Raw genomic sequence first — 19,212 nt, forward strand, 5'->3', positions numbered from 1 at the left:
TATTTACCGGCGGCTCATGCAGTAGTTCGCGGCAGTTACGGCCCGGGTTACAGGGGCAAGAAAAAAATCTTTGTTCACCCGGCGTTGGCCGCCTAACGTTTCAAGCCAGGGGTGCAGGGTTGATCGGCCTGCGCCGCCGACGGTTGGCTCACAGTAAATGCACCGACGGTGTAACCCAGGCGGCCCATGCAGCGAACTGACTCACAGGCAGCGCTCGATGCGCGCGAATCCCAGCTACAAGCCTTGCTGCTGCGTGGGCTGGCTGGCGACGCCCAGGCCTACCGGGCGTTTCTCGCGGCCCTGGCGCTGCACATCCGCGCGTTTTTGCGGCGGCGCTTGACCCGGCGGCCTGCCGAGGTCGAGGATCTGGTGCAAGAGGTGCTGCTGGCCGTGCACAATGCGCGGCACACCTACCAGGCGCAGCAGCCCCTGACCGCCTGGGTGCAGGCGATTGCCCGCTACAAGCTGGCCGACCACCTGCGCAGTTGGTCGCGGCATGAAGCGCGGCACACCGTGCTGGAAGACGACAGCGAATTGTTCGCCGCCAGCGACGCCGAGCCGGCCGAAGCCAGCCGTGACCTGGCCAGGCTGTTGGGGCAGTTGCCAGCGCGCCAACGGCTGCCGATCGTGCACGTCAAACTGGAGGGCTTGTCGGTGGAAGAAACCGCGCACCTGACGGGGCTTTCCAGTTCGGCGGTGAAAGTGGGTATCCACCGCGGCCTGAAAGCCTTGGCCAAGCTGCTGGGAGGTAGAAGCGACGATGAAGACCGATGAGCTGATCAGCCTGCTGGCCGCCGGCGAAGGCCCGGTGCCGCGCCACCTGCCAGCCCGGCGCCTGGGGTTGGCACTGCTGCTGGCCTTGCTTGCGGCCGTGTTCATGACCCTGGCCCTTTATGGCCTGCGCAGCGACCTGGCCGAGGTGGCACGCACCGGGCTGTTCTGGGCCAAGGTGGCGCTGCCCACCAGCCTGGCTGCGCTGGGGCTGTGGCTGACCCTGCGCCTTGCCAGGCCGGGGGCACGCGCGGGCGTGGCCTGGGGGCTGCTGGGCCTGCCGTTGCTGCTGTTGTGGGTGGGCGCGGCGCTCAGCCTGGCCGCCGCCCCCCTGGATGCACGCGCCGACCTGCTGCTGGGCCGTACCTGGCGCACCTGTGCGCTGAACATCACGTTGCTCTCGCTACCGGGCATGGTCAGCGTGTTCTGGGCCCTGCGCGGCCTGGCACCGACCCGCCTGCGCCAGGCAGGCGCTGCCGGCGGCCTGCTGGCCGGTGCCACGGCGACCGTGGCCTACTGCCTGCACTGCCCGGAAATGGGCGTGCCATTCTGGGGGCTGTGGTATGTGCTGGGCATGTTGCTGCCCACCGCGCTCGGGGCGTGGCTAGGCCCGCGCCTGTTGCGCTGGTGATGCCTTAAATACCGAAATTGAACGCCACCGAGATACGTGGCCGGGTGCCGTTGAAGCGCTGCACCGAATGCATCAGCCATGAGGGAAACATGACAAAGGTGCCCGTGGCCGGGGCCACGCTGGAGCTGTAGCCGGCGGTCAGGCAGCCTTCGATGCGCATTCTCAGGTCCGGGCTGTAGACCGAGGGCATCATGCCGCGTGGGTCTGGGAACTCCAGGTCGCCGCCCACCGCAGGGTCCTCCTGGCGGCCGCCGTCATCCACCCAGTACACCCCGGACCAGTAGGCGCCCGGGTGGCCGTGCAGGTGGTTGGAATCGCCTGGGTGATTGACGTTGGCCCATGCCGAGTGCCGCCAGGTGAAGGTGGGCTCGACCAGGCCATGCTCGGCGCTGTAGACGGCGGTAAGCTGGTTGGCCAGGGCCAGGCCGAAGGCCAGCAACGCCTGGGCGGGCTCGCCGCCCCACTGGCTGAAGTCGGCCGGCGACTGCCAGCCGCCCTGGTTGCTGTGCGAGGTGCCTGGGTCTACGGCCATGCGCTGGGTAATCACCTCGTGCAGCTGACGGTTCAGGGACTGGGCATCGGGGTGGACGACGCTGGCGATGGGGGTGACGAACAGGTGGCGGATCTGGATGGCATCCGGGTCCAGCAGGGTGGGTTGCGGCATGGGTGCGTTCATCAGGTCCCTCCAGTCACTGGGCAGTCGGCGTGTCCTCGCAGGGTGGGAACGTAGCGGCAAAATGTGCAGAAAAGATGGAGGGCGTTAGGTATTTTCGGCACGCGATGCGGGGCATGGCACCGGCTTCGCCGGTGTTCGCGGGGCAAGCCCGCTCCTACAGAGGGTCGTGGCGCGCCTGGGTGCAATGTTCCGCGAAGCCCGCGGGGTTGGGTATGCGCCTATCGGGCCTGCGCCGTGGGGATACTCAGGCCGAGCACGTCTTTGCGTAGCAGCGATGGCGTGACAGACGCGAGATCACCTTTCCACTGCAGGCCCGCCAAGCGCGAAAGTTTGCCTCTCGATGCCTCGGAGATGGCCACGAAAATACTGGTGCCGTCTGAGATACCAATGACATTCACCACCGCATCCTCACCTTGGCTGTGCAGCCAACCGAGTAATGCCGGGCGGTGACAATCAACGAGCTTTCGGGCATCCCAGACCGTCAGCTGGGCGAACACCCTGGGCAGGGCCGCGGTGTCGAACCGCTTCACGTCCCCCTGCAAGGCATCGACCAAGCCAGCCTCGATCGAGTCCTGGCAACCCTGCAGGTACAGCTGCGGCCAGTTATCCGGCAGGCTCGCCTGCTCAGCCAGGGATCGATAGGCGTGACGATCCGCCTCAGTGACGTTCAAACTGGTGAAATTGAGGGTGTTGTCGACGATAGCGGTGGCCAACAGTGAAGCGCTGCCACGGCTCATGCACGGCAGCAGCGACGCCTGCTCCCAGCGCTGAAACACCTGCGTGGCCGCTGCCCCAATCCGCCGGATATCAGCACCGTTACCCAGCCGTTCAGCCCAGTAGCGCTCGAACCCAGGGTGGTGGTCGATCACCTCTGTGACGCGCTCCAGAACGACAACGGAGTCGACATGCCGAGGGTCGGAAACGTCGACAAGAACGAATTCATCACCGCCAGCGGGTACGTAGCCATCAAGGCGACTACCCCACCCCAACACACTGGCGGGGACGCTGAAGTTGGTGGGCGCACTGCTCACCGCCTGCGCCTCGATGCCCTGCCTGTTCAGCAGTTCGGCATAGGCTATGCAGCAGGCATAGGCGTCGATATCCAGGTATGCCGCGCCAGAAGTGACGACTCTCATCAGGCTCTGGACACCTGGGGCATGGGATGCGCGTTGAGCATCGTTTTAATACCGAACTCCTGTAACGCTCGGCTTCGTGCCGTGAGCTGGACCAAGATCGCACGGTGTCATGACGGATTTGTGACGAAAAATGTCCTACAGAATTCACACAACCTGGTAGGAGCGAGCGTAGCTCGCGATGGGGCGCGCAGCGGCCCCAAGGTTTCAGCTTCGCGGCTCATCACGCCGGGGCTGCTTTGCAGCCCATCGCGAGCTGCGCTCGCTCCTACAAGTGCAACGTCCGCGCTTGAAAACGCAATCTGCGAACACCGGCGAAGCCGGTGCCATGCACCACAATGCCTGCTCCGCGGCGATTTGACGCCTCGATAAACCCGCTCCCAAAGGGAATTGCGGCGCACTTGCGGGCATCGCTTCCCGCGCGACGGAGCAGCCAGCGAAGCTGGGGCATTTCCAAGCAAAATGGCATTAGAAAACTAGGATAAGAGTAATTTTATCCTATTGGCAAAAGTTGCCTGATTCCAGGTACGTACTTCCCGGTGCTTATAATTTCAGCGTCGCGCTAAGTTGAGCCCTCTCATTCACGACTATCATCAGAGGGCTGAAACATGATTGAGATTCCTAACGGTAACGATATATGTATTATTGATAACGGCATTTCCGAATCGGAGCACTCCAAAATACTAGAGTTGCTGACCGGATCTGTGTGGCGGTATGGATGGCCTTACCCCTACTCCCCAATCGACCGCCCGTGCTGGCATGCCTTTATCGCCGGCACTCGTCGGGATGAACAACAGGATTGCGAACAAGAGCTACGCGAACGACCTGACTGGGGTTTTTTAGCAGATATTTGGGCAAGAATTAAAGCAGTTCACATGCCGACAGCTACATTACTGGGAGCTTATGCTAATGGCCAAATCAGTAGTCAAGATGGCCCCATACATCGAGACAACACGCCTGATGCACCTGGGCGGACTGTGATGCTGTTTTGCAGTGAGTATTGGGCCACCTGCTGGGGTGGAGAGTTGATGTTTTATGATTCTGGCAAGACAGTCGTGGCCGCCTCAGTTCAGCCAAAACCCAAGAGAGTAGTCATCTTTAATGGTGAAGTACCGCACGCAGCTAGAGCACCTGTAGCAAGCTGTAACCGCTTGCGCATGAGTATCGCGTTTAAAACGCTGATCAAGGAGTAAAGGATATGACGAAATCCGTTGAAATAATCTTGGGGTATGTCGAAGCCCCGGTGGGTACTGTAACAGCGGCCGCGTCGATCCTAGATCAGTTTAATGGCGATCAAGGCGGTTTTTCTTTGGTTAACCAAAGCGCTCAGACAGGTGCAGCAGTTGCAGGCGTCACATCAATTGTAAAGCTGACAGCGGGCTTTACGCCGTTTTTGAATATTAAAACCAACACACTTGCCGCCACCACTGTGATGCTCAAGATCACAGCTCAATACCGCACCGATAGAACATTCGACAAGGGAGATTTGATAAGCCTGGTCGGTAACATTGCAGGCGTCGTCGGAAGTGTCGCATTGCTTGCCGGCTCAGGTCCTGTAGGCGTTTTCTTCACTGCCGTGGGGGTGGGAGCTAATGTTGCGGGAGTCTTAAACTCGGGCGTGGCGGAAAGTTTGTATAATTCATTGATCTCGCCCGTAGTGGACAAACATCTTGGGGCAAACACTAACGCCTCTTACCCGGACTACTGGATAGCACCGGACTTGGGGCTTGCCTCCTTGGCTCAGATCAGTGCAATCTATACAAACAGAATAGCGGTAACTCGATGGAATCCTGATACTCAGGAAATCGTGCTTGGGGATGAAGATGTGCACAGCTATACAGGCGGAGGTTCCGGTGGCGGAGGATATGTGGTAGCCCCTGACTCCGGTCAAGGGCCTCTGATTTTTCCGGTGCCAGAGTCTCCGGGATGGCGTGTTGACATCGGCCCCATCGAGATTGTCCCGCCAGGTGGTGATCGATTCACAATTGATAGATACCACTGAACGTAGCTTTTAGCACTAACACGCATTGAGGATAGGGTGTGAGCTCAATTTCCGGGTTTATTAAGTTACTGAGGTCATCCCCGCCCTTGGTGCGCATTCAGTTATTATCGGCGCTCTGTGTAACCTTGGTCGGCTTCATTGGCCTTAATTTTAGTCAGTGGGAAGAATACACGCCGCCCGATGCGTCGAAGTTCATCGCGGTAGAAGGTCGAGTATCTGGCCAGCCCGCGAGCTGGGAGAACAACCGATCATTGGCTAAGTTCAGTGTCGCGTACAAAATAGATGGAGTTCGACAAGGCAAACCCATCTACACCTATTGGGAGCTTTATCGGCAGTCCGGACTTCGGATTAATTCGAAAGTGCTTCTGACTGTCGAGCGCGTGAAGGAAGGGAGCATCGTGCGAGCGCTGGCGACGTTGGAAGGGCGCGTGCTCTATGACGATAAATTTTCCCGGCAAGTCATTGCCTGGAATAATGAATCGATCAAAAGATTCACCGTCATGGCAGGGGCGATATCAGCTGCGGTCGCTGTGGTCACACTCATTATCGCACTTCGTCATCGGCGAACGCTTTTGTAGGAGCGGGCTTGCCCCGCGAACAACGGCGAAGCCGGTGCCATACAACGCGTCGCCTGCTTCGCGGGGCAAGCCCGCCCCTACAGGGCCATGTACGCCGCTCGGGGTTCAGGGCTGCACAGCCACCTTGGCTGCGCCTGGCACGGTGAAACCGCTGGCGAAGGTGGGGGCCACGTCGAGGCGTTTGTTCATCAGGCCGTGGGCCTGGTAGAAGTCGGCGGTGTCTTGCTGTTCGGCCACGGTCTTGTCGTCGATCACTTGCCAACGCAACTGGCGGCGCTCGAACTGCAGGCGGGCGGCGTCTTCAGGGAAGCCGATGATCGCGGCGAGGGTTTTCGAGTAGCTGTCCAGGTGCTGGTTGGCCCACACCTGCGCCTCGGCCAGGCGGTTCAGGTAGTCCTGCAATGCGGCGCGCCGTGCCGGGTCTTGCAGGGTCTTGTCGGTGGCGGCCAGGAAGCTGTTGCCGCTGGACAGGCCGCGGCCATTGACCAGCACCCGGCCCTGCCCGCTCAGCTCGGCCAGAGCGGTGTAGGGCTCCCAGGTGGACCAGGCATCTACCGCGCCGTTGGCCAAGGCAATCTTGGCGTCCACCGGGCCAAGGAAGCGAAACTCCACGTCCTTTTCACTGAGCCCAACCTGGGCCAATGCCTTCAGCGCCAGGTGATGGCCAATCGAACCACGGCCGGTGGCGATGCGCTTGCCCTTGAGGTCGGCGGCGCTGTGCAAGGGGGCGTCCGGGCGTACCAGCAGCGCGGTGCCATAGGGGTCGGACTTGTCCACCGCGATGGCCTTCACCGGCGCGCCGGAGGCCAGCACGAACAGCAGCGGCGCATCGCCAATGATGCCCGCGTCGATGGCCCCAGCGTTAAGCGCTTCGGCCAGCGGCGCAGCCGCGGGGAACTCGGCCCACTGGATGTCGTAAGGCAGGTCGCGCAGGGCATCGGCCGCCTCCAATTGGGCGCGCATGTTGCCCTTCTGGTCGCCTATGCGCAGGGACAAACGCTCGCTGGCGGTGGCGTTGCTGGCCAGCAACAGCGCGGCGGCAAGGGTCAATAGCTTCGATCGGATGGACATGGCGCTCCTCAGTCACAGGGCGGGCGGCATCGTGCGGCCCAGGTCATGCGACTCTAGCGGGACGCACTAAATAAACTAAATTGATTTTAGGAATATCCTAATATGCAATTTTTCAAAGACAACGGCATTTGGCGAATCTCGCCGCTGGCATTACTATCGTTAACCAATATGCCAATGCCTTATTTTCCGATCGATCCAGTGAGCGCCGACCATGAAAATCGATGATATGGACGCCTTCGTCGCGGTCATTCGTTGCCAGTCCACCAACCTCGCCGCCGAGGCACTGCAACTGACCCAACCGGCCATCACCCGCCGGGTACAGAACTTCGAGGAAGACCTGGGCACCACCCTGCTCGACCGCAACACCAAGCCCCTCAAGCCCACCCCCATGGGCCTGCGGGTGTACGAGCAATGCAAGGCGATCCTGCGTGAGATCGACTCGCTGCGCGAACTGGTGGCCAACGATGGCGCCCCCTCCGGCACCTTGCGCCTGGGCGTGCCGCAAACCCTGGGCGATGTGGTGCTGCTAGACGCCCTGGCGCAAATTCGCGAGGCCTACCCGCCACTGCGCACCCAAGTCAGCAGTGGCTGGGGCAGCAGCTTGATTGCCCGGATGGAGAACGGCGAACTGGACGCTGCCGCTGCACTCTTCCCACCGGGCAAGATCTTTCCCGAGGGCATCGCCAGCCAGTCCATCGCGCGCATGCCGCTGAAGGTGGTGGCGGCCAAGGGCAGTGCCGGCAAGCGCAGTTACAAGCTCAAGGACTGCTACACCCGTGGCTGGGTGCTCAACCCCGACGGCTGTGGTTTTCGTGCCGGGCTGCAACGGGCGTTGAGCGAACAGGGGTTGAGCCTGTCGATCAACCTGGAAACCTTCGGTACCGAGTTGCAACTGGGGTTGGTTGCCAACGGCCAGGGGCTGGGGCTGGTGCCTGAACCGCTGCTGCAGGCGAGCCGCCACCGCGATGCGCTGGAAGTGCTTAACGTCAGTGACTTCAAGCCGCAGGTGGATTTGTGGCTGTTCCATCCGCGTTACCTGGGGAATTTGCAGGGCCCGGTGGAGTTGTTTGGTGAGGTGGCGGGGCACCGGTTGTTGGGGTGAGTGGCCGAGTGTGGGGCGTTGGTTGTTGGTTGGGCGACCGGGTGTAGGGCGTCGTATTTGTGGCGGCATTGAGATCGAGCGCCGCGCGGGCGGCGCTCGATCTCACAGACGCCACAAATACAACGCCCCACCAATAAATGCAAAAATCGCATAACAAGAAAATCATTAAATTCTAAAAACAAATAATTAGCATAGAACCAAAAAGACTTTTACAGGCGCCATCCATAAGAATACGGTCTTAGGCAACCCACCGTCATTCAGGGATGAAAGCCCATGAGTCACCCCTCCGACAGCGCCCTGGCCGAGCTGACGCAAGCCCTTGCGGCCAATGCCGAACGCTACGACCGCAGCGCCCAGTTCCCCCAGGACAACTTCGACCTGCTGCACGGCCATGGCCTGCTTGCCTTCACCGTGCCACGCGCCCTGGGCGGCGGCGGCGCGGACTTGGCCAGCGCGCGCCGGGTGATCGGCGCGGTCGGCAAGGGCGACCCGGCCACCGCGCTGATCCTGGTGATGCAGTACCTGCAGCATTTTCGCCTGCAAGATGAAGCCCGCTGGCCCGAGCACCTGCGCCAGCAAGTCGCCCGCGATGCCGTGCAGCACGGCGCGCTGATCAACGCCTTGCGCGTCGAGCCAGAACTGGGCACCCCCGCCCGCGGCGGCCTCCCGGCCACCGTGGCGCGGCGCAGCGCCGAAGGCTGGCGCCTGAGCGGAAGCAAAATCTACTCCACCGGCAGCCACGGCCTGAGCTGGTACCTGGTGTGGGGCCGCAGCGATGATGCCGACCCACTGGTGGGAGGCTTCCTGGTGCACCGCGACACCCCCGGCATCACCATCGTCGAGGACTGGGACCACCTGGGCATGCGCGCCACCTGCAGCCATGAGGTGCGCTTCGACGACGTGCTGATTCCCCTGGACCACGCGGTCAGCGTCAGCCCCGCCAGCGCACCGAAGGCCGAGCTCGACGGCGAAAGCCTGCTGTGGATGGCAGTGCTGCTGCCCGCGGTGTACGACGGCGTGGCCCGCGCCGCACGCGACTGGCTGGCGAGTTTCCTGCAGCAACGCAAACCGTCCAACCTGGGTGCGCCGCTGGCCAGCCTGCCACGTTTTCAGGACGTGCTGGGGCGCATCGACACGCTACTGTTCGCCAACCAGGCGCTGCTCGATGGCGCCGTCGCCGGGCAGATAAGCGCGGCCCATGCCGGGCAACTCAAGCACCTGGTCAGCGCCAACGCCATCCAGGCCGTGGAGCTGGCCATCGAGGCCGCCGGCAACCCTGGCCTGTCGCGGCGCAACCCGCTGGAGCGCCACTACCGTGACGTGCTCTGCAGCCGTATCCATACCCCGCAGGATGACGTGGTGTTCGGCCAAGTCGGCCGCGCAGCCCTGGCCGAGGTGCAAGCATGAGCCACTCGATCATCGCCAGCCAGCTCGACGCCCAGGCCAACCAGCACCTGCGCGACCACCTGCCGGACCACGAAATCATCGATATCGCCCCGGGCCAACTCAGCCTGCAGGCCCCCGCCGACGTGTTCATCCTGCGCCCGATCAACGTGCGCGGCCAGCGCGTCGACACCGCGCCGCCAGGCTGGCCCTGGGGCCTGAAGTGGGTGCAACTGGTGTCGTCTGGCATCGACTTCTACCCCGACTGGGTGTTCCAAGGCCCACCCGTCACCAGCGGCAAGGGCGCCAATGCCGAGCAGGTGGCCGAATTCGCCCTGGCCCTGGTGTTCGCCGCCGCCAAGCAACTGCCGGGGCTGTGGGTCAAGGATGCCGACTGGCGCCTGACCGCCCTGGCCCCGCTGCGTGGCCGCACCCTGGGTATTCTCGGGTTCGGCAGCATCGGCCAGAGCCTGGCGCGCAAGGCCGTGGCCCTGGGCATGAAGGTGCTGGCCCTGAGCCGCCCCGGCCAGGCCATTGCCGAGGTGCCTGGCGTGGCGCGTGCCGACGATTTGCGCCAGCTGTTCGCTGGCAGCGACCACTTGGTGCTGGCGGCCCCGCTGACCCCCGCCACCCGTGGCCTGGTCGACGGCCCGGTGCTGGCCCACGCCCGCCCCGGCCTGCACCTGATAAACATCGCCCGCGGCGGCCTGCTCGACCAACAGGCCCTGCTCGAAGCCCTGGACAGCGGCCGGATCGGGCGAGCCAGCCTGGATGTCACCGACCCCGAGCCCCTGCCCGTCGGCCACCCCCTGTACCACCACCCACGGGTGTTCCTGTCGCCCCACACCTCGGCCATTTCCGAGGACGGCTACCCGGCCTTCCTCGAAGCCTTCATCGCCAACTTCCACCGCTACCGCGAACAGGCGCCCCTGGCCAACCTGGTCGATAGCGCGCGCGGCTACTGATTACCGGAGAGCACACCATGAGTTCACTGTCTGCCGTCACCCCTCTTTCCAACACTGTGCGCAGCCGGGTCAGCGCCGAAGAATGGGAGGTGCGGGTCAAGCTGGCTGCGGCCTACCGCCTGGCCGCCCTGTTCCGCTGGACCGACCACATCTACACGCACTTCTCGGCCCGCGTACCAGGGCCGCACGAGCACTTCCTGATCAATGCCTTCGGTTTGCTGTTCGACGAAATCACCGCCTCCAACCTGGTCAAGGTGGACGTCGACGGCACGATCATCGATGACCCACTGGGCCTTGGCATCAACCAGGCCGGCTACGTGATCCACAGCGCCATCCACCGCGCCCGCCCAGACCTGCACGCGGTACTGCACACCCACACCCGCGACGGTGCAGCGGTGTCGGCCCAGCGCGACGGCCTGCTGCCGATCTCCCAGCACGCCCTGGCCTACTACAGCCGGGTGGTGTACCACGACTACGAAGGCGTGGCCCTGGACCTGGACGAACAACAGCGGCTGGTGGCCAACCTGGGCGAAAGCAACATCCTCATTCTGCGCAACCATGGGCTGCTCACCGGGGGCATCAGCGTGGAGCATGCGTTCCGTGAACTGCATGGGCTGGAGCGTGCCTGCAATATTCAGGTGGCGGCCCAGGCCGGGGGCAACGACCAATTGCTGCACGCACCGCAGGCGGCGATTGCCAAGGTGCATGAGCAGTCCAAGCGCTTTGCCGATGGCAAGGGGGAAGGCATTCAGCGGCATTGGGATGCGCTGATTCGGCAACTGGACCGAGAGGGGCGTGATTACCAGGACTGACCGGTAGCTGCAGCCTGGGCCGGCCTCTTCACGGGGCAAGCCCGCGCCTACAGGGGTTGCCATTGCGGTCCATGTATAGGCGCGGGCTTGCCCCGCGAAGAGGCCGGCGCAGGAAACTCCACTTCATTGAAGGACCCTCCCATGCCCCCACTGCACCGCCTGTTCGCCATCGGTTCGCTGGCCCTGGCCCTCACCGCCTGCTCGCCCGCCGACAACACCGCCGCCAGCAAAACCCTGCACATCGCCTTCTGGGGCGACAACACCACCCTGGTCAGCGTCGACCCCTTCCAGGTCTACTGGCTGGAGCACCGTGTGCTGCTGCGCAACGTCGCGGAATCGCTCACCGACCAGGACCCTGACAGCGGCCGCATCATTCCCTGGCTGGCGAAAAGCTGGGAGATCGGCGACGACGCCCTGAGCTACACCTTCCACCTGCGCCAGGACGTCACCTTCAGCAACGGCGAGCGCTTCGACGCCCATGCCGTGAAAACCGCCTTCGACAGCAACAAGGCCTTTGCCACCCAACTGCCGGCCACCTTTGGCGCCACCTACCTGGCCGGCTACGACCACGCCGAAGTGCTCGACGATTTCACCGTGCGCCTGGTGCTGGCCAAACCCAATGCCGGCTTCCTGCAGGCCACCTCCACCACCAACCTGGCCATTCTCGCCCCGGCCTCCTACCAGCTCAGCGCCCAGGAACGTTCGCTGGGCAAGATCATCGGCACCGGCCCGTTCGTGCTGGAGCACTACACCCCCGAGGTGGGCGCGCGCCTGGTCAAACGGGCCGATTACGCCTGGCCCTCGGCCAACGTGCGCAACCAGGGCCCGGCGCACCTGGATGCCGTGGAAATCAGCTACATCCCCGAAGAAAGCGTGCGCAATGGCCTGTTCCTGCAGGGCAAGGCCGATATCCTCTGGCCGCGCAACCCGTTCTCGGAAGTCGACCTCAAGCTGTTCGAGTCCAAGGGCGCGAACCTGCAAAGCCGCTCGCTGCCAGGGCCGGCGCTGAACCTCTACCCCAACACCCGCAACGGCCGCCTGCTGGGTGACCGCCAGGTGCGCCTGGCACTGCAGAAGGCCATCGACCGCACCAGCTATGCCCACACCGTGTACAGCGCCCAATTCCCGGTGGTCAGCGGCGTGTACGACGTGACCACGCCGTACTTCAAGCCCCAGGCCAACAAGCTTGCCTACGACCCCCAGGGCGCCGAGCAACTGCTCGATGCCGCCGGCTGGCACAAGGCCGAGGATGGCTACCGGCACAAGAACGGCCAGCGCCTGACCCTGCGCTACAACATCACCCCGGCCGAAACCGCCGGCGACGTGCTGGTGCAGGACCAACTGCGCAAGGTGGGCATCGAGCTCAAGCTGAACGTGCTGACCCGCGCCGAGTGGGTAGCCGGCAACGCGGCGGGTACCTATGACCTGACCTCCACCTACATGACCCGCGCCGACCCGATCATCCTGCAAACCATCCTCGACCCACGCGCGGCCAACAGCGCCACCCTGGCCACCAACACCTACGAGCCACACGCCCTGGCCACCGCCCAGGCGCTGTTCGACCGCGGCATCACCGCCACCGCCGACAACCAGCGCGCCCAAGCCTACGGCCAGTTACAGGACCTGCTGATCGACGAAGCCTCGACCTTCCCACTGTATGAGCGGGTGTGGCAGGCCGCCACCGCGCCGCGGGTCAAGGACTTCCGCTGGACGGCCGAAGGCATCGCCCTGCTCAGCGACATCCAGGTCGAGCAGCCATGAAGCGCTACCTGATCGGCCGCTTCGGCCAGGCGCTGCTGGTACTGTGGGGCGCCTATACCATCACCTACTTCATCCTCTACCTGCTGCCCGGCGATACCCTGGCAATCATGCTCAGCGCCTCGGGCATGGAAGCCGACGGCCTGTCGCCCGAAGACCTGGCCAAGGCCCGCGCCTACTACGGGTTGGACAAGGGCCTGTTCGAGCAATATGCCGACTTGCTGTGGCGCGCCCTGCACGGCGACCTGGGGCAGTCGCTGTCGATGGGCCGGCCGGTTGCCGCGTTGCTGGCCGAGCGCCTGCCGCAAACCCTGGCCTTGGCGGGCACGGCAATCGTACTGTCGTTGCTGGGCGGCGTGGGCCTTGCCTACCTCACCGCCTACCTGCAATGGCGGCCGCTGAAGACCGCGCTGGCGCGGGTGCCCTCGCTGGGGTTTTCAGTGCCGGTGTTCTGGATGGGGTTGCTGCTGATTCAGGTCTTCGCCTTCGCCCTGGGCTGGTTCCCCGCCACCGGCAGCCAAGGCGTGGCCAGCCTGGTGCTGCCGGCGATCACCCTGGCGATCCCCAGCGCTGCGGTGTACGCCCAGGTGCTGCAGCGCGGCTTCCAGGGCGTATGGCAGGAACCTTACATCACCACGGCCTACGGCAAAGGCCTGAGCCGGGCCCAGGTGCAGGCCCGCCATGGCCTGCGCAACGCCGCCCTGCCGCTGCTGACCCTGGTCGGCCTGCAGGTGGGCAACACGGTGTCTGGCGCGGTGCTGGTGGAGACCATCTTCTCGCGCAATGGCGTCGGCCGCCTGGCCCAGGAAGCCGTGCTGCGCCAGGACATCCCGGTGGTGCTGGCAATCGTCGCGGTGTCGGCCGCCGCCTTCGTGGTGGTGAACCTGATCGTCGACCTGCTCTACCCCTACCTCGACCCCCGCATCACCCACACGGCCAAGGTGAGCTGAAATGACCCTCGACATTCCCCTGCCCCAGCTCGACAGCACGCCAGCTGCAAGCCGGCCTGCCGATACCTGGAAACGCCGTACCCGCTGGCAACGCGCCCAGCAGGCGCTGGTTCCGTTGCTGCGCCGCCCCGGTTTCACCCTGGCCCTGCTGGTGGTGCTGTTCGCCCTGCTGTGCGCGCTGGTGCCCCATTGGCTGAGCAGCTTCGACCCCTACGCCACCGCGCCTGCCGCCAAGCTCAGTGGGCCCAGCGCGGTGCACTGGTTCGGCACCGATGAACTGGGCCGCGACCTGTACACCCGGGTGGTGTACGGCGCGCGCCTGTCGGTACTGGCCGCCCTGCTGGCGGTGGCCATCGCCCTGCTCGGCGGGCTGGGCCTGGGCGTGCTGGCCGGGTTTGCCGGTGGCCGGCTGGATGCTGCGCTGATGCGCCTGGTCGACGTGCTGCTGGCGCTGCCCGGGCTGTTGCTGGCCCTGGCGATCGTCACCGCTATCGGCTTTGGCACGGTGCCGGTGGCGGTGGCCGTTGGCGTCGGCATCATCCCCGGGTTCGCCCGCACCACCCGCGCCGAAGTGCTGCGCATCAAGACCCTGCCCTACGTCGAGGCCGCGCGCCTGGGCGGCGCCAGTTGGGCGCGTACCCTGCTGCGCCATGTACTGCCCAATGCCTGGGGCCCGGTGGCGGTGCTCGCCACCCTGGACTTCGGCGCCGCCATCCTGGCCACCGCCGGGCTGAGCTTCCTGGGCTTTGGCGCGGCGCCGCCTGCGGCGGAATGGGGCACGCTGATCGCCAACGGCCGCCACTTCCTGATCACCGCCCCCTGGGTATCGCTGCTGCCGGGGTTGTTCGTGGTCGCCGTGGTGTTCAGCCTCAACCACCTGGCGCGCAGCGCCGAGGAGCATGCCCGATGAGCCAGCCAACCTTGATCGACGTGCGCGACCTGAGTGTCAGCTATGCCTTCGCCGGGCAGCGCACGCAGGCGTTGAAACAGCTGTCGTTCAGCCTGGCCCAGGGCGAAACCCTGGCCATCGTTGGCGAGTCGGGCTCAGGCAAGTCGACCCTGGCCGGCGCCTTGCTCGGCCTGCTGCCGGGCAATGCGCGGATCGACCAGGGCCAGTTGTGGGTCGATGGCATCGACATGGCCAAGGCAAGTGAGCGGGCCAAGCGCCAGGTGCGCGGGCGTACCGTCGGCCTGGTGCCGCAAGACCCGATGGTCAGCCTCAACCCCACCCAACGCATCGGCCGGCAAATCGCCGAAGCCCTGGTGCTGGCCCAGGGCCGGCGCTACCCGGCGCTGGATGCCGATGTCCTGGAGTTGCTGGCCCAGGTTGGCCTGGACGAGCCGGCGCTGCGCGCCCGCCAGTACCCCCATGAGCTCTCGGGCGGCATGCGCCAGCGGGTGCTGATCGCCATTGCCCTGGCCGGCAACCCTCGGCTGATCATTGCCGACGAGCCCACCAGCGCGCTGGATGTGACGGTACAGCGGCGCATTCTCGACCACCTGCAACAGCTGGTGGCCGAACGTGGCATCTCGCTGCTGATCATCACCCACGACCTGGGCATGGCCTGCGACCGTGCCGACCGCCTGCTGGTGATGAAACAGGGCGAGCTGATCGAGCAGGCCTCGCCCCGGCAGGTGCTGTGGGGCACGCCGCAACCCTACACCCATGCCCTGCTCAACGCAGCGCCGGCCTTCGTGCCCCGGCGCAGGCCGAGCGCACCACCGGGGCAGGCGCCGCTGCTGCGCCTGAGCCGCGTTGCCAAGCGCTTTGCGCTGCCCGGCCAGAGCGCCCCGTTCACCGCCCTGCAGGACCTGAGCCTGGACGTGCATGCCGGGCAGACCCTGGCCATCGTCGGCGAGTCGGGCTCGGGCAAGAGCACGGCGCTGCGCATTGCGCTGGGGCTGGAAACGCCCAGCCAGGGGCGCGTGGAAATTGCCGGCGAGGATGTCAGCGCCTACAGCTGGCGCCAGTTCAGGCCACTGCGCCGGCGGATCCAGCTGGTGCAGCAGAACCCATTCGCCGCGCTCGACCCGCGCTTCACGGTGTTCGACAGCATCGTCGAGCCGTTGGTGTCGTTCGGCTTGCTCAAGGGCGAGGCGCTGGAGCGCAAGGCCCGCGAGCTGATTGCGCGGGTGCATTTGCCGGTGCATTTTCTCGACCGCCTGCCCCGGGAGTTGTCGGGCGGCCAACGCCAGCGGGTGGCGATTGCCAGGGCGTTGGCGCTGGAGCCGCAGGTGCTGCTGCTCGATGAACCGGTGAGCGCGCTGGACGTGTCGGTGCAGGCGCAGATATTGGCCTTGCTGGAAACCCTGCAGCAGGAGCTGGGGATGGCCTATGTGCTGGTGTCCCACGACCTGGCCGTGGTGGCCAGCATGGCCGACCAGGTGCTGGTGCTGCGCCGTGGGCAGGTGGTGGAACAGGGGCCGGCGGTGCAGGTGTTCAGCGAGCCGGCCAGTGCCTATACGCGGGAGTTGATTGCAGCGATACCGGGGTATTCGCGCAGCGTGCTACCGGTGGCGGTTTAGCGGTTGGCGTTAGAGGTGCGGCGCCTGGGAGATCGAGCGCCGCCCGCGCGGCGCTTCGCGAGCTGCGCTCGCTCCTACGTTTGTTTCGGGCCAATGTTCATGTTGCCACCGCGCGCGGCCCTTTGTAGGAGCAGGCTTGCCTGCGATGCGCCGCGCGGGCGGCGCTCGATCTCCCTCGCGCCACACATCCATCGCCATAAAATTCATATTACAAAAGAAACATAATCAACATTTTGCATAATTAGCTTAGAACCACAAAGCCTTTCACAACCCCCGCTCCCCCGCGTTAACGTCCCCTCAACAGTCCGACCCCACCTGGCGGAGGCCGTCCACACCGACCAACACCCACAGGTATGCCCAATGAGCAAACGACAAATTCACCTCGGCGCCATGATCCATGGCGTCGGCCACGGCTGGGGCGAGTGGCGTCACCCGCAGGCACTGGCAGACGCCAGCGTCAACTTCGGCTTCTACAAGCAACAGGCGCAGCTGGCCGAAGCCGCCAAGTTCGACTTCGCCTTCATCGCCGACAGCCTGCACATTCACCCGCGCTCCAGCCCCCACTACCTCAACCGCTTCGAACCGCTGACCATTCTTTCGGCGCTGGCCGCGGTCACCCAGCACATCGGCCTGGTGGCCACGGTGACGGTGAGCTACACCGAGCCGTTCCAGGTGGCCCGCCAGTTCGCCTCGCTCGACCTGATCAGCGGCGGGCGCGCTGGCTGGAACGTGGTGACCTCGTGGCTTTCCGGCACCGCCGACAACTTCGGCAAGGCCGAGCATCCACCCCACGCCGTGCGCTACCGCATCGCCCGTGAGCACGTGGAAGTGGTCAAGGGGCTATGGGATTCCTGGGAAGACGACGCCTTCACCCGCGACAAGCAAAGCGGCGAATTCTTCGCCCCGGACAAACTGCACACCCTCGGCCACCAGGGCGAGTTCTTCAAGGTCAAGGGCCCGCTGAACATCCAACGCTCGCCCCAGGGCCAGCCGCTGATCTTCCAGGCTGGCGTGTCCGAGGATGGCCGCAACTTCGCCGCCCAGAATGCCGATGCGATCTTCGTCAGCCCCGAGTCGTTCAGCGATGCCCGCGCCTACTACCAGGACCTCAAGCAGCGCGCTGCCCAGCATGGCCGCAACCCCGAGCAGCTGTTCATCCTGCCGGGCATTCGCCCTATCGTTGGCCGCGATGAAGCGGAGGTCGAGCACCGCTACCAACAGGCGGTGGACCTGGTCAGCATCGAGGACGCCCTGGTCGCCCTGGGCCGCCCGTTCAACGACTACGACTTCAGCCGGCATGACCTCGACGCACCGTTCCCAGACCTGGGCAACCTGGGCGACAACAGCCACAAGGGAACCGCCGACCACCTCAAGCAACTGGCCCGCGAAGAAGGCCTGACCCTGCGCGAGCTGGCGCTGCGCTTCTCGCGCCCACGGCGCGACTTCACCGGCACCCCCGAGCAGGTGGCCAATGCCGTGCAGGACTGGTTCGAGAACGGCGCCGCCGACGGCTTCATCATCAACTCGCTGCTGCCCGACGGCCTGCAGTACTTCACCGAACTGGTGGTGCCCCTGCTGCAGGCCCGCGGCCTTGCACGCAGCGAATACCCCGGCAGCACCCTGCGCGACAGCTTTGGCCTGAACGTACCCACCAACCGCAACACCCTGCGCCGCGCGCAGGGCGAAGTGGCCTGAAACCGCCCCATGGTAAAAGGAGTTTGATTGCATGAGCCTCGAATTCATCGGCCTCATCGGCCCCCAGGAAGGCAGCGAGTCCCAGGCCCCACGTGGCCCGCTGGTTGACCTGGCGTTCATCAAGGCATTTGCCCAGGCCCAGGAATACGGCGGTTTCGACAAAGCCCTGCTGGCGGTCAACACCAGCGCGCCAGACTCAATGATCCTGGCCAGCTACGTCGCCGCGCTGACCGAGCGCATCGGCCTGCTGGTGGCCCACCGCCCAGGCTTCCAGGCCCCGACCTTCGCCGCCCGCCAGTTCGCCACCCTCGACCAGCTCAGCCGCGGCCGCGCCGCGATCAACGTGATCACCGGCGGCGACAGCGGCGACCTGCAGCGCGACGGCGACTTCCTCGACAAGGATGCCCGCTACGCCCGTACCGACGAGTACCTGGATGTGCTGCGCAATACCTGGACCCAGCAGCAGCCGTTCGACCACCACGGCGAGCACTACCGGGTGGAAGATAACCTGACCCTGGTGAAACCCGTGGGCACGCTGCCGGTGTACTTCTCCGGTGCCTCCGACGCTGCCGTGGAAGTCGCCGCCAAGCATGCCGACGTGTACATGATGTGGGGCGAGCCGCTGGAGCAGGTGCGCGCGCGTATCGCCCAGGTGCGCAAGGCCGCTGCCCGCCATGGCCGCGAGCAGCACATTCGGTTCAGCGTGTCGCTGCGGCCGATTCTGGGGGCGACCGAGGAGCAGGCCTGGGACCGCGCCGAGCGCATCCTGGCCGATGCCAAGCAGCGCATTGGCATTCGCCAGGGCAACCGGCGCGAGAAGAACTTCGGCAAGAGCAATGTCGGCTCCGAGCGCCTGGTGGAACTGGCCAGCCAGCGCAAGGTGCACGACACCCGGCTGTGGACCGAGATTGCCGCCCTGGGTGGGGGCGCCGGGAACTCAACGTCGCTGGTGGGCACTGCTGAGCAGGTGGCCGAGGCGGTGCTGGCGTATTACGAACTGGGAGTGAGCACCTTCCTGTTCCGTGGCTTCGACCAGTTGCGCGATGCCGTGGAGTATGGGCAGGAGCTGATTCCGCGGGTCAGGGCCCGGGTTGCGCAGTTGCAGGCGCAGGGAACCGTGCGTAGCGCTTGAGCCAAGCAGGCAGGCCGCGCCCCCTTG

At 64.9% G+C, this 19,212-nt stretch carries 18 protein-coding genes; 15 read left to right on the forward strand and 3 right to left on the reverse strand.

Annotation, left to right across the window (positions count from 1 at the left end):
- Positions 1–186: 186 nt before the first annotated feature.
- Together F3J45_RS23635 and F3J45_RS23640 are read left to right on the forward strand one after the other, a co-directional pair.
- Positions 187–774, forward strand: coding sequence for a sigma-70 family RNA polymerase sigma factor (locus tag F3J45_RS23635; RefSeq protein ID WP_167068757.1), 588 nt, complete (start codon positions 187–189; stop codon positions 772–774).
- Positions 761–1,402 (forward strand): DUF1109 domain-containing protein, encoded by a 642-nt coding sequence (locus tag F3J45_RS23640; RefSeq protein WP_167068760.1) that lies wholly within the window; start codon positions 761–763, stop codon positions 1,400–1,402. The genes F3J45_RS23635 and F3J45_RS23640 overlap by 14 nt, the downstream gene beginning before the upstream one ends.
- A 4-nt stretch (positions 1,403–1,406) precedes the next feature.
- Here F3J45_RS23640 and F3J45_RS23645 read toward each other — a convergent pair whose 3' ends face one another.
- Positions 1,407–2,078: a TIGR02466 family protein gene (locus tag F3J45_RS23645; protein ID WP_205300657.1), complete on the reverse strand. Its 672-nt coding sequence runs from the start codon at positions 2,076–2,078 to the stop codon at positions 1,407–1,409.
- Positions 2,079–2,296: 218 nt separating this feature from the next.
- A complete protein-coding gene (locus F3J45_RS23650) occupies positions 2,297–3,214 on the reverse strand; it encodes a DHH family phosphoesterase (protein WP_167068763.1) in 918 nt (305 codons plus the stop codon).
- 605 nt (positions 3,215–3,819) lie between these two features.
- Between F3J45_RS23650 and F3J45_RS23655 the strand changes: the two genes are divergently transcribed.
- Genes F3J45_RS23655 through F3J45_RS23665 form a run of 3 tightly spaced genes read left to right on the forward strand, consistent with a single transcriptional unit; the run spans position 3,820 to position 5,791 of the window.
- Positions 3,820–4,404 carry a 2OG-Fe(II) oxygenase gene (locus F3J45_RS23655; protein WP_167068765.1) on the forward strand — a complete coding sequence of 195 codons (585 nt, stop codon included), beginning with the start codon at positions 3,820–3,822 and terminating at the stop codon, positions 4,402–4,404.
- Positions 4,405–4,409: 5 nt separating this feature from the next.
- Entirely contained in the window at positions 4,410–5,213 is an 804-nt protein-coding gene (locus tag F3J45_RS23660) for a hypothetical protein (protein ID WP_167068768.1), read from the forward strand.
- Positions 5,214–5,251: 38 nt separating this feature from the next.
- Positions 5,252–5,791, forward strand: coding sequence for a hypothetical protein (locus tag F3J45_RS23665; protein WP_205300658.1), 540 nt, complete (start codon positions 5,252–5,254; stop codon positions 5,789–5,791).
- Positions 5,792–5,896: 105 nt separating this feature from the next.
- Here F3J45_RS23665 and F3J45_RS23670 read toward each other — a convergent pair whose 3' ends face one another.
- On the reverse strand, positions 5,897–6,862 hold the full coding sequence (locus F3J45_RS23670) for an ABC transporter substrate-binding protein (RefSeq protein WP_205300659.1): 966 nt from the start codon (positions 6,860–6,862) through the stop codon (positions 5,897–5,899).
- 211 nt (positions 6,863–7,073) lie between these two features.
- Between F3J45_RS23670 and F3J45_RS23675 the strand changes: the two genes are divergently transcribed.
- The 10 genes from F3J45_RS23675 (at position 7,074) to F3J45_RS23720 (ending at position 19,185) form a co-directional block, all read left to right on the forward strand.
- Entirely contained in the window at positions 7,074–7,964 is an 891-nt protein-coding gene (locus tag F3J45_RS23675) for a LysR family transcriptional regulator (RefSeq protein ID WP_167068772.1), read from the forward strand.
- Between the two features lie 273 nt (positions 7,965–8,237).
- Positions 8,238–9,371 carry an acyl-CoA dehydrogenase family protein gene (locus F3J45_RS23680; RefSeq protein WP_167068775.1) on the forward strand — a complete coding sequence of 378 codons (1,134 nt, stop codon included), beginning with the start codon at positions 8,238–8,240 and terminating at the stop codon, positions 9,369–9,371.
- On the forward strand, positions 9,368–10,312 hold the full coding sequence (locus F3J45_RS23685; RefSeq protein WP_167068778.1) for a D-isomer specific 2-hydroxyacid dehydrogenase family protein: 945 nt from the start codon (positions 9,368–9,370) through the stop codon (positions 10,310–10,312). The genes F3J45_RS23680 and F3J45_RS23685 overlap by 4 nt, the downstream gene beginning before the upstream one ends.
- A gap of 17 nt (positions 10,313–10,329) precedes the next feature.
- Entirely contained in the window at positions 10,330–11,124 is a 795-nt protein-coding gene (locus tag F3J45_RS23690) for a class II aldolase/adducin family protein (protein WP_167068781.1), read from the forward strand.
- Between the two features lie 141 nt (positions 11,125–11,265).
- Positions 11,266–12,885: an ABC transporter substrate-binding protein gene (locus tag F3J45_RS23695; RefSeq protein ID WP_167068784.1), complete on the forward strand. Its 1,620-nt coding sequence runs from the start codon at positions 11,266–11,268 to the stop codon at positions 12,883–12,885.
- Positions 12,882–13,832, forward strand: a complete 951-nt coding sequence (locus tag F3J45_RS23700; RefSeq protein ID WP_167068787.1) for an ABC transporter permease — start codon at positions 12,882–12,884, stop codon at positions 13,830–13,832. The genes F3J45_RS23695 and F3J45_RS23700 overlap by 4 nt, the downstream gene beginning before the upstream one ends.
- A gap of 1 nt (position 13,833) precedes the next feature.
- The gene (locus F3J45_RS23705) at positions 13,834–14,742 is read left to right on the forward strand and encodes an ABC transporter permease (RefSeq protein WP_167068790.1); all 909 of its coding nucleotides are present in this window, start codon (positions 13,834–13,836) and stop codon (positions 14,740–14,742) included.
- Positions 14,739–16,358 (forward strand): ABC transporter ATP-binding protein, encoded by a 1,620-nt coding sequence (locus F3J45_RS23710; protein WP_167068793.1) that lies wholly within the window; start codon positions 14,739–14,741, stop codon positions 16,356–16,358. The genes F3J45_RS23705 and F3J45_RS23710 overlap by 4 nt, the downstream gene beginning before the upstream one ends.
- A gap of 360 nt (positions 16,359–16,718) precedes the next feature.
- Positions 16,719–18,053 carry an LLM class flavin-dependent oxidoreductase gene (locus F3J45_RS23715; RefSeq protein WP_167068796.1) on the forward strand — a complete coding sequence of 445 codons (1,335 nt, stop codon included), beginning with the start codon at positions 16,719–16,721 and terminating at the stop codon, positions 18,051–18,053.
- A gap of 31 nt (positions 18,054–18,084) precedes the next feature.
- On the forward strand, positions 18,085–19,185 hold the full coding sequence (locus F3J45_RS23720) for an LLM class flavin-dependent oxidoreductase (protein ID WP_167068799.1): 1,101 nt from the start codon (positions 18,085–18,087) through the stop codon (positions 19,183–19,185).
- The last annotated feature ends 27 nt before the right edge of the window (positions 19,186–19,212 follow it).

The organism is Pantoea sp. Ap-967 (assembly GCF_011752565.1).
Classification (GTDB): Bacteria; Pseudomonadota; Gammaproteobacteria; order Pseudomonadales; family Pseudomonadaceae; genus Aquipseudomonas.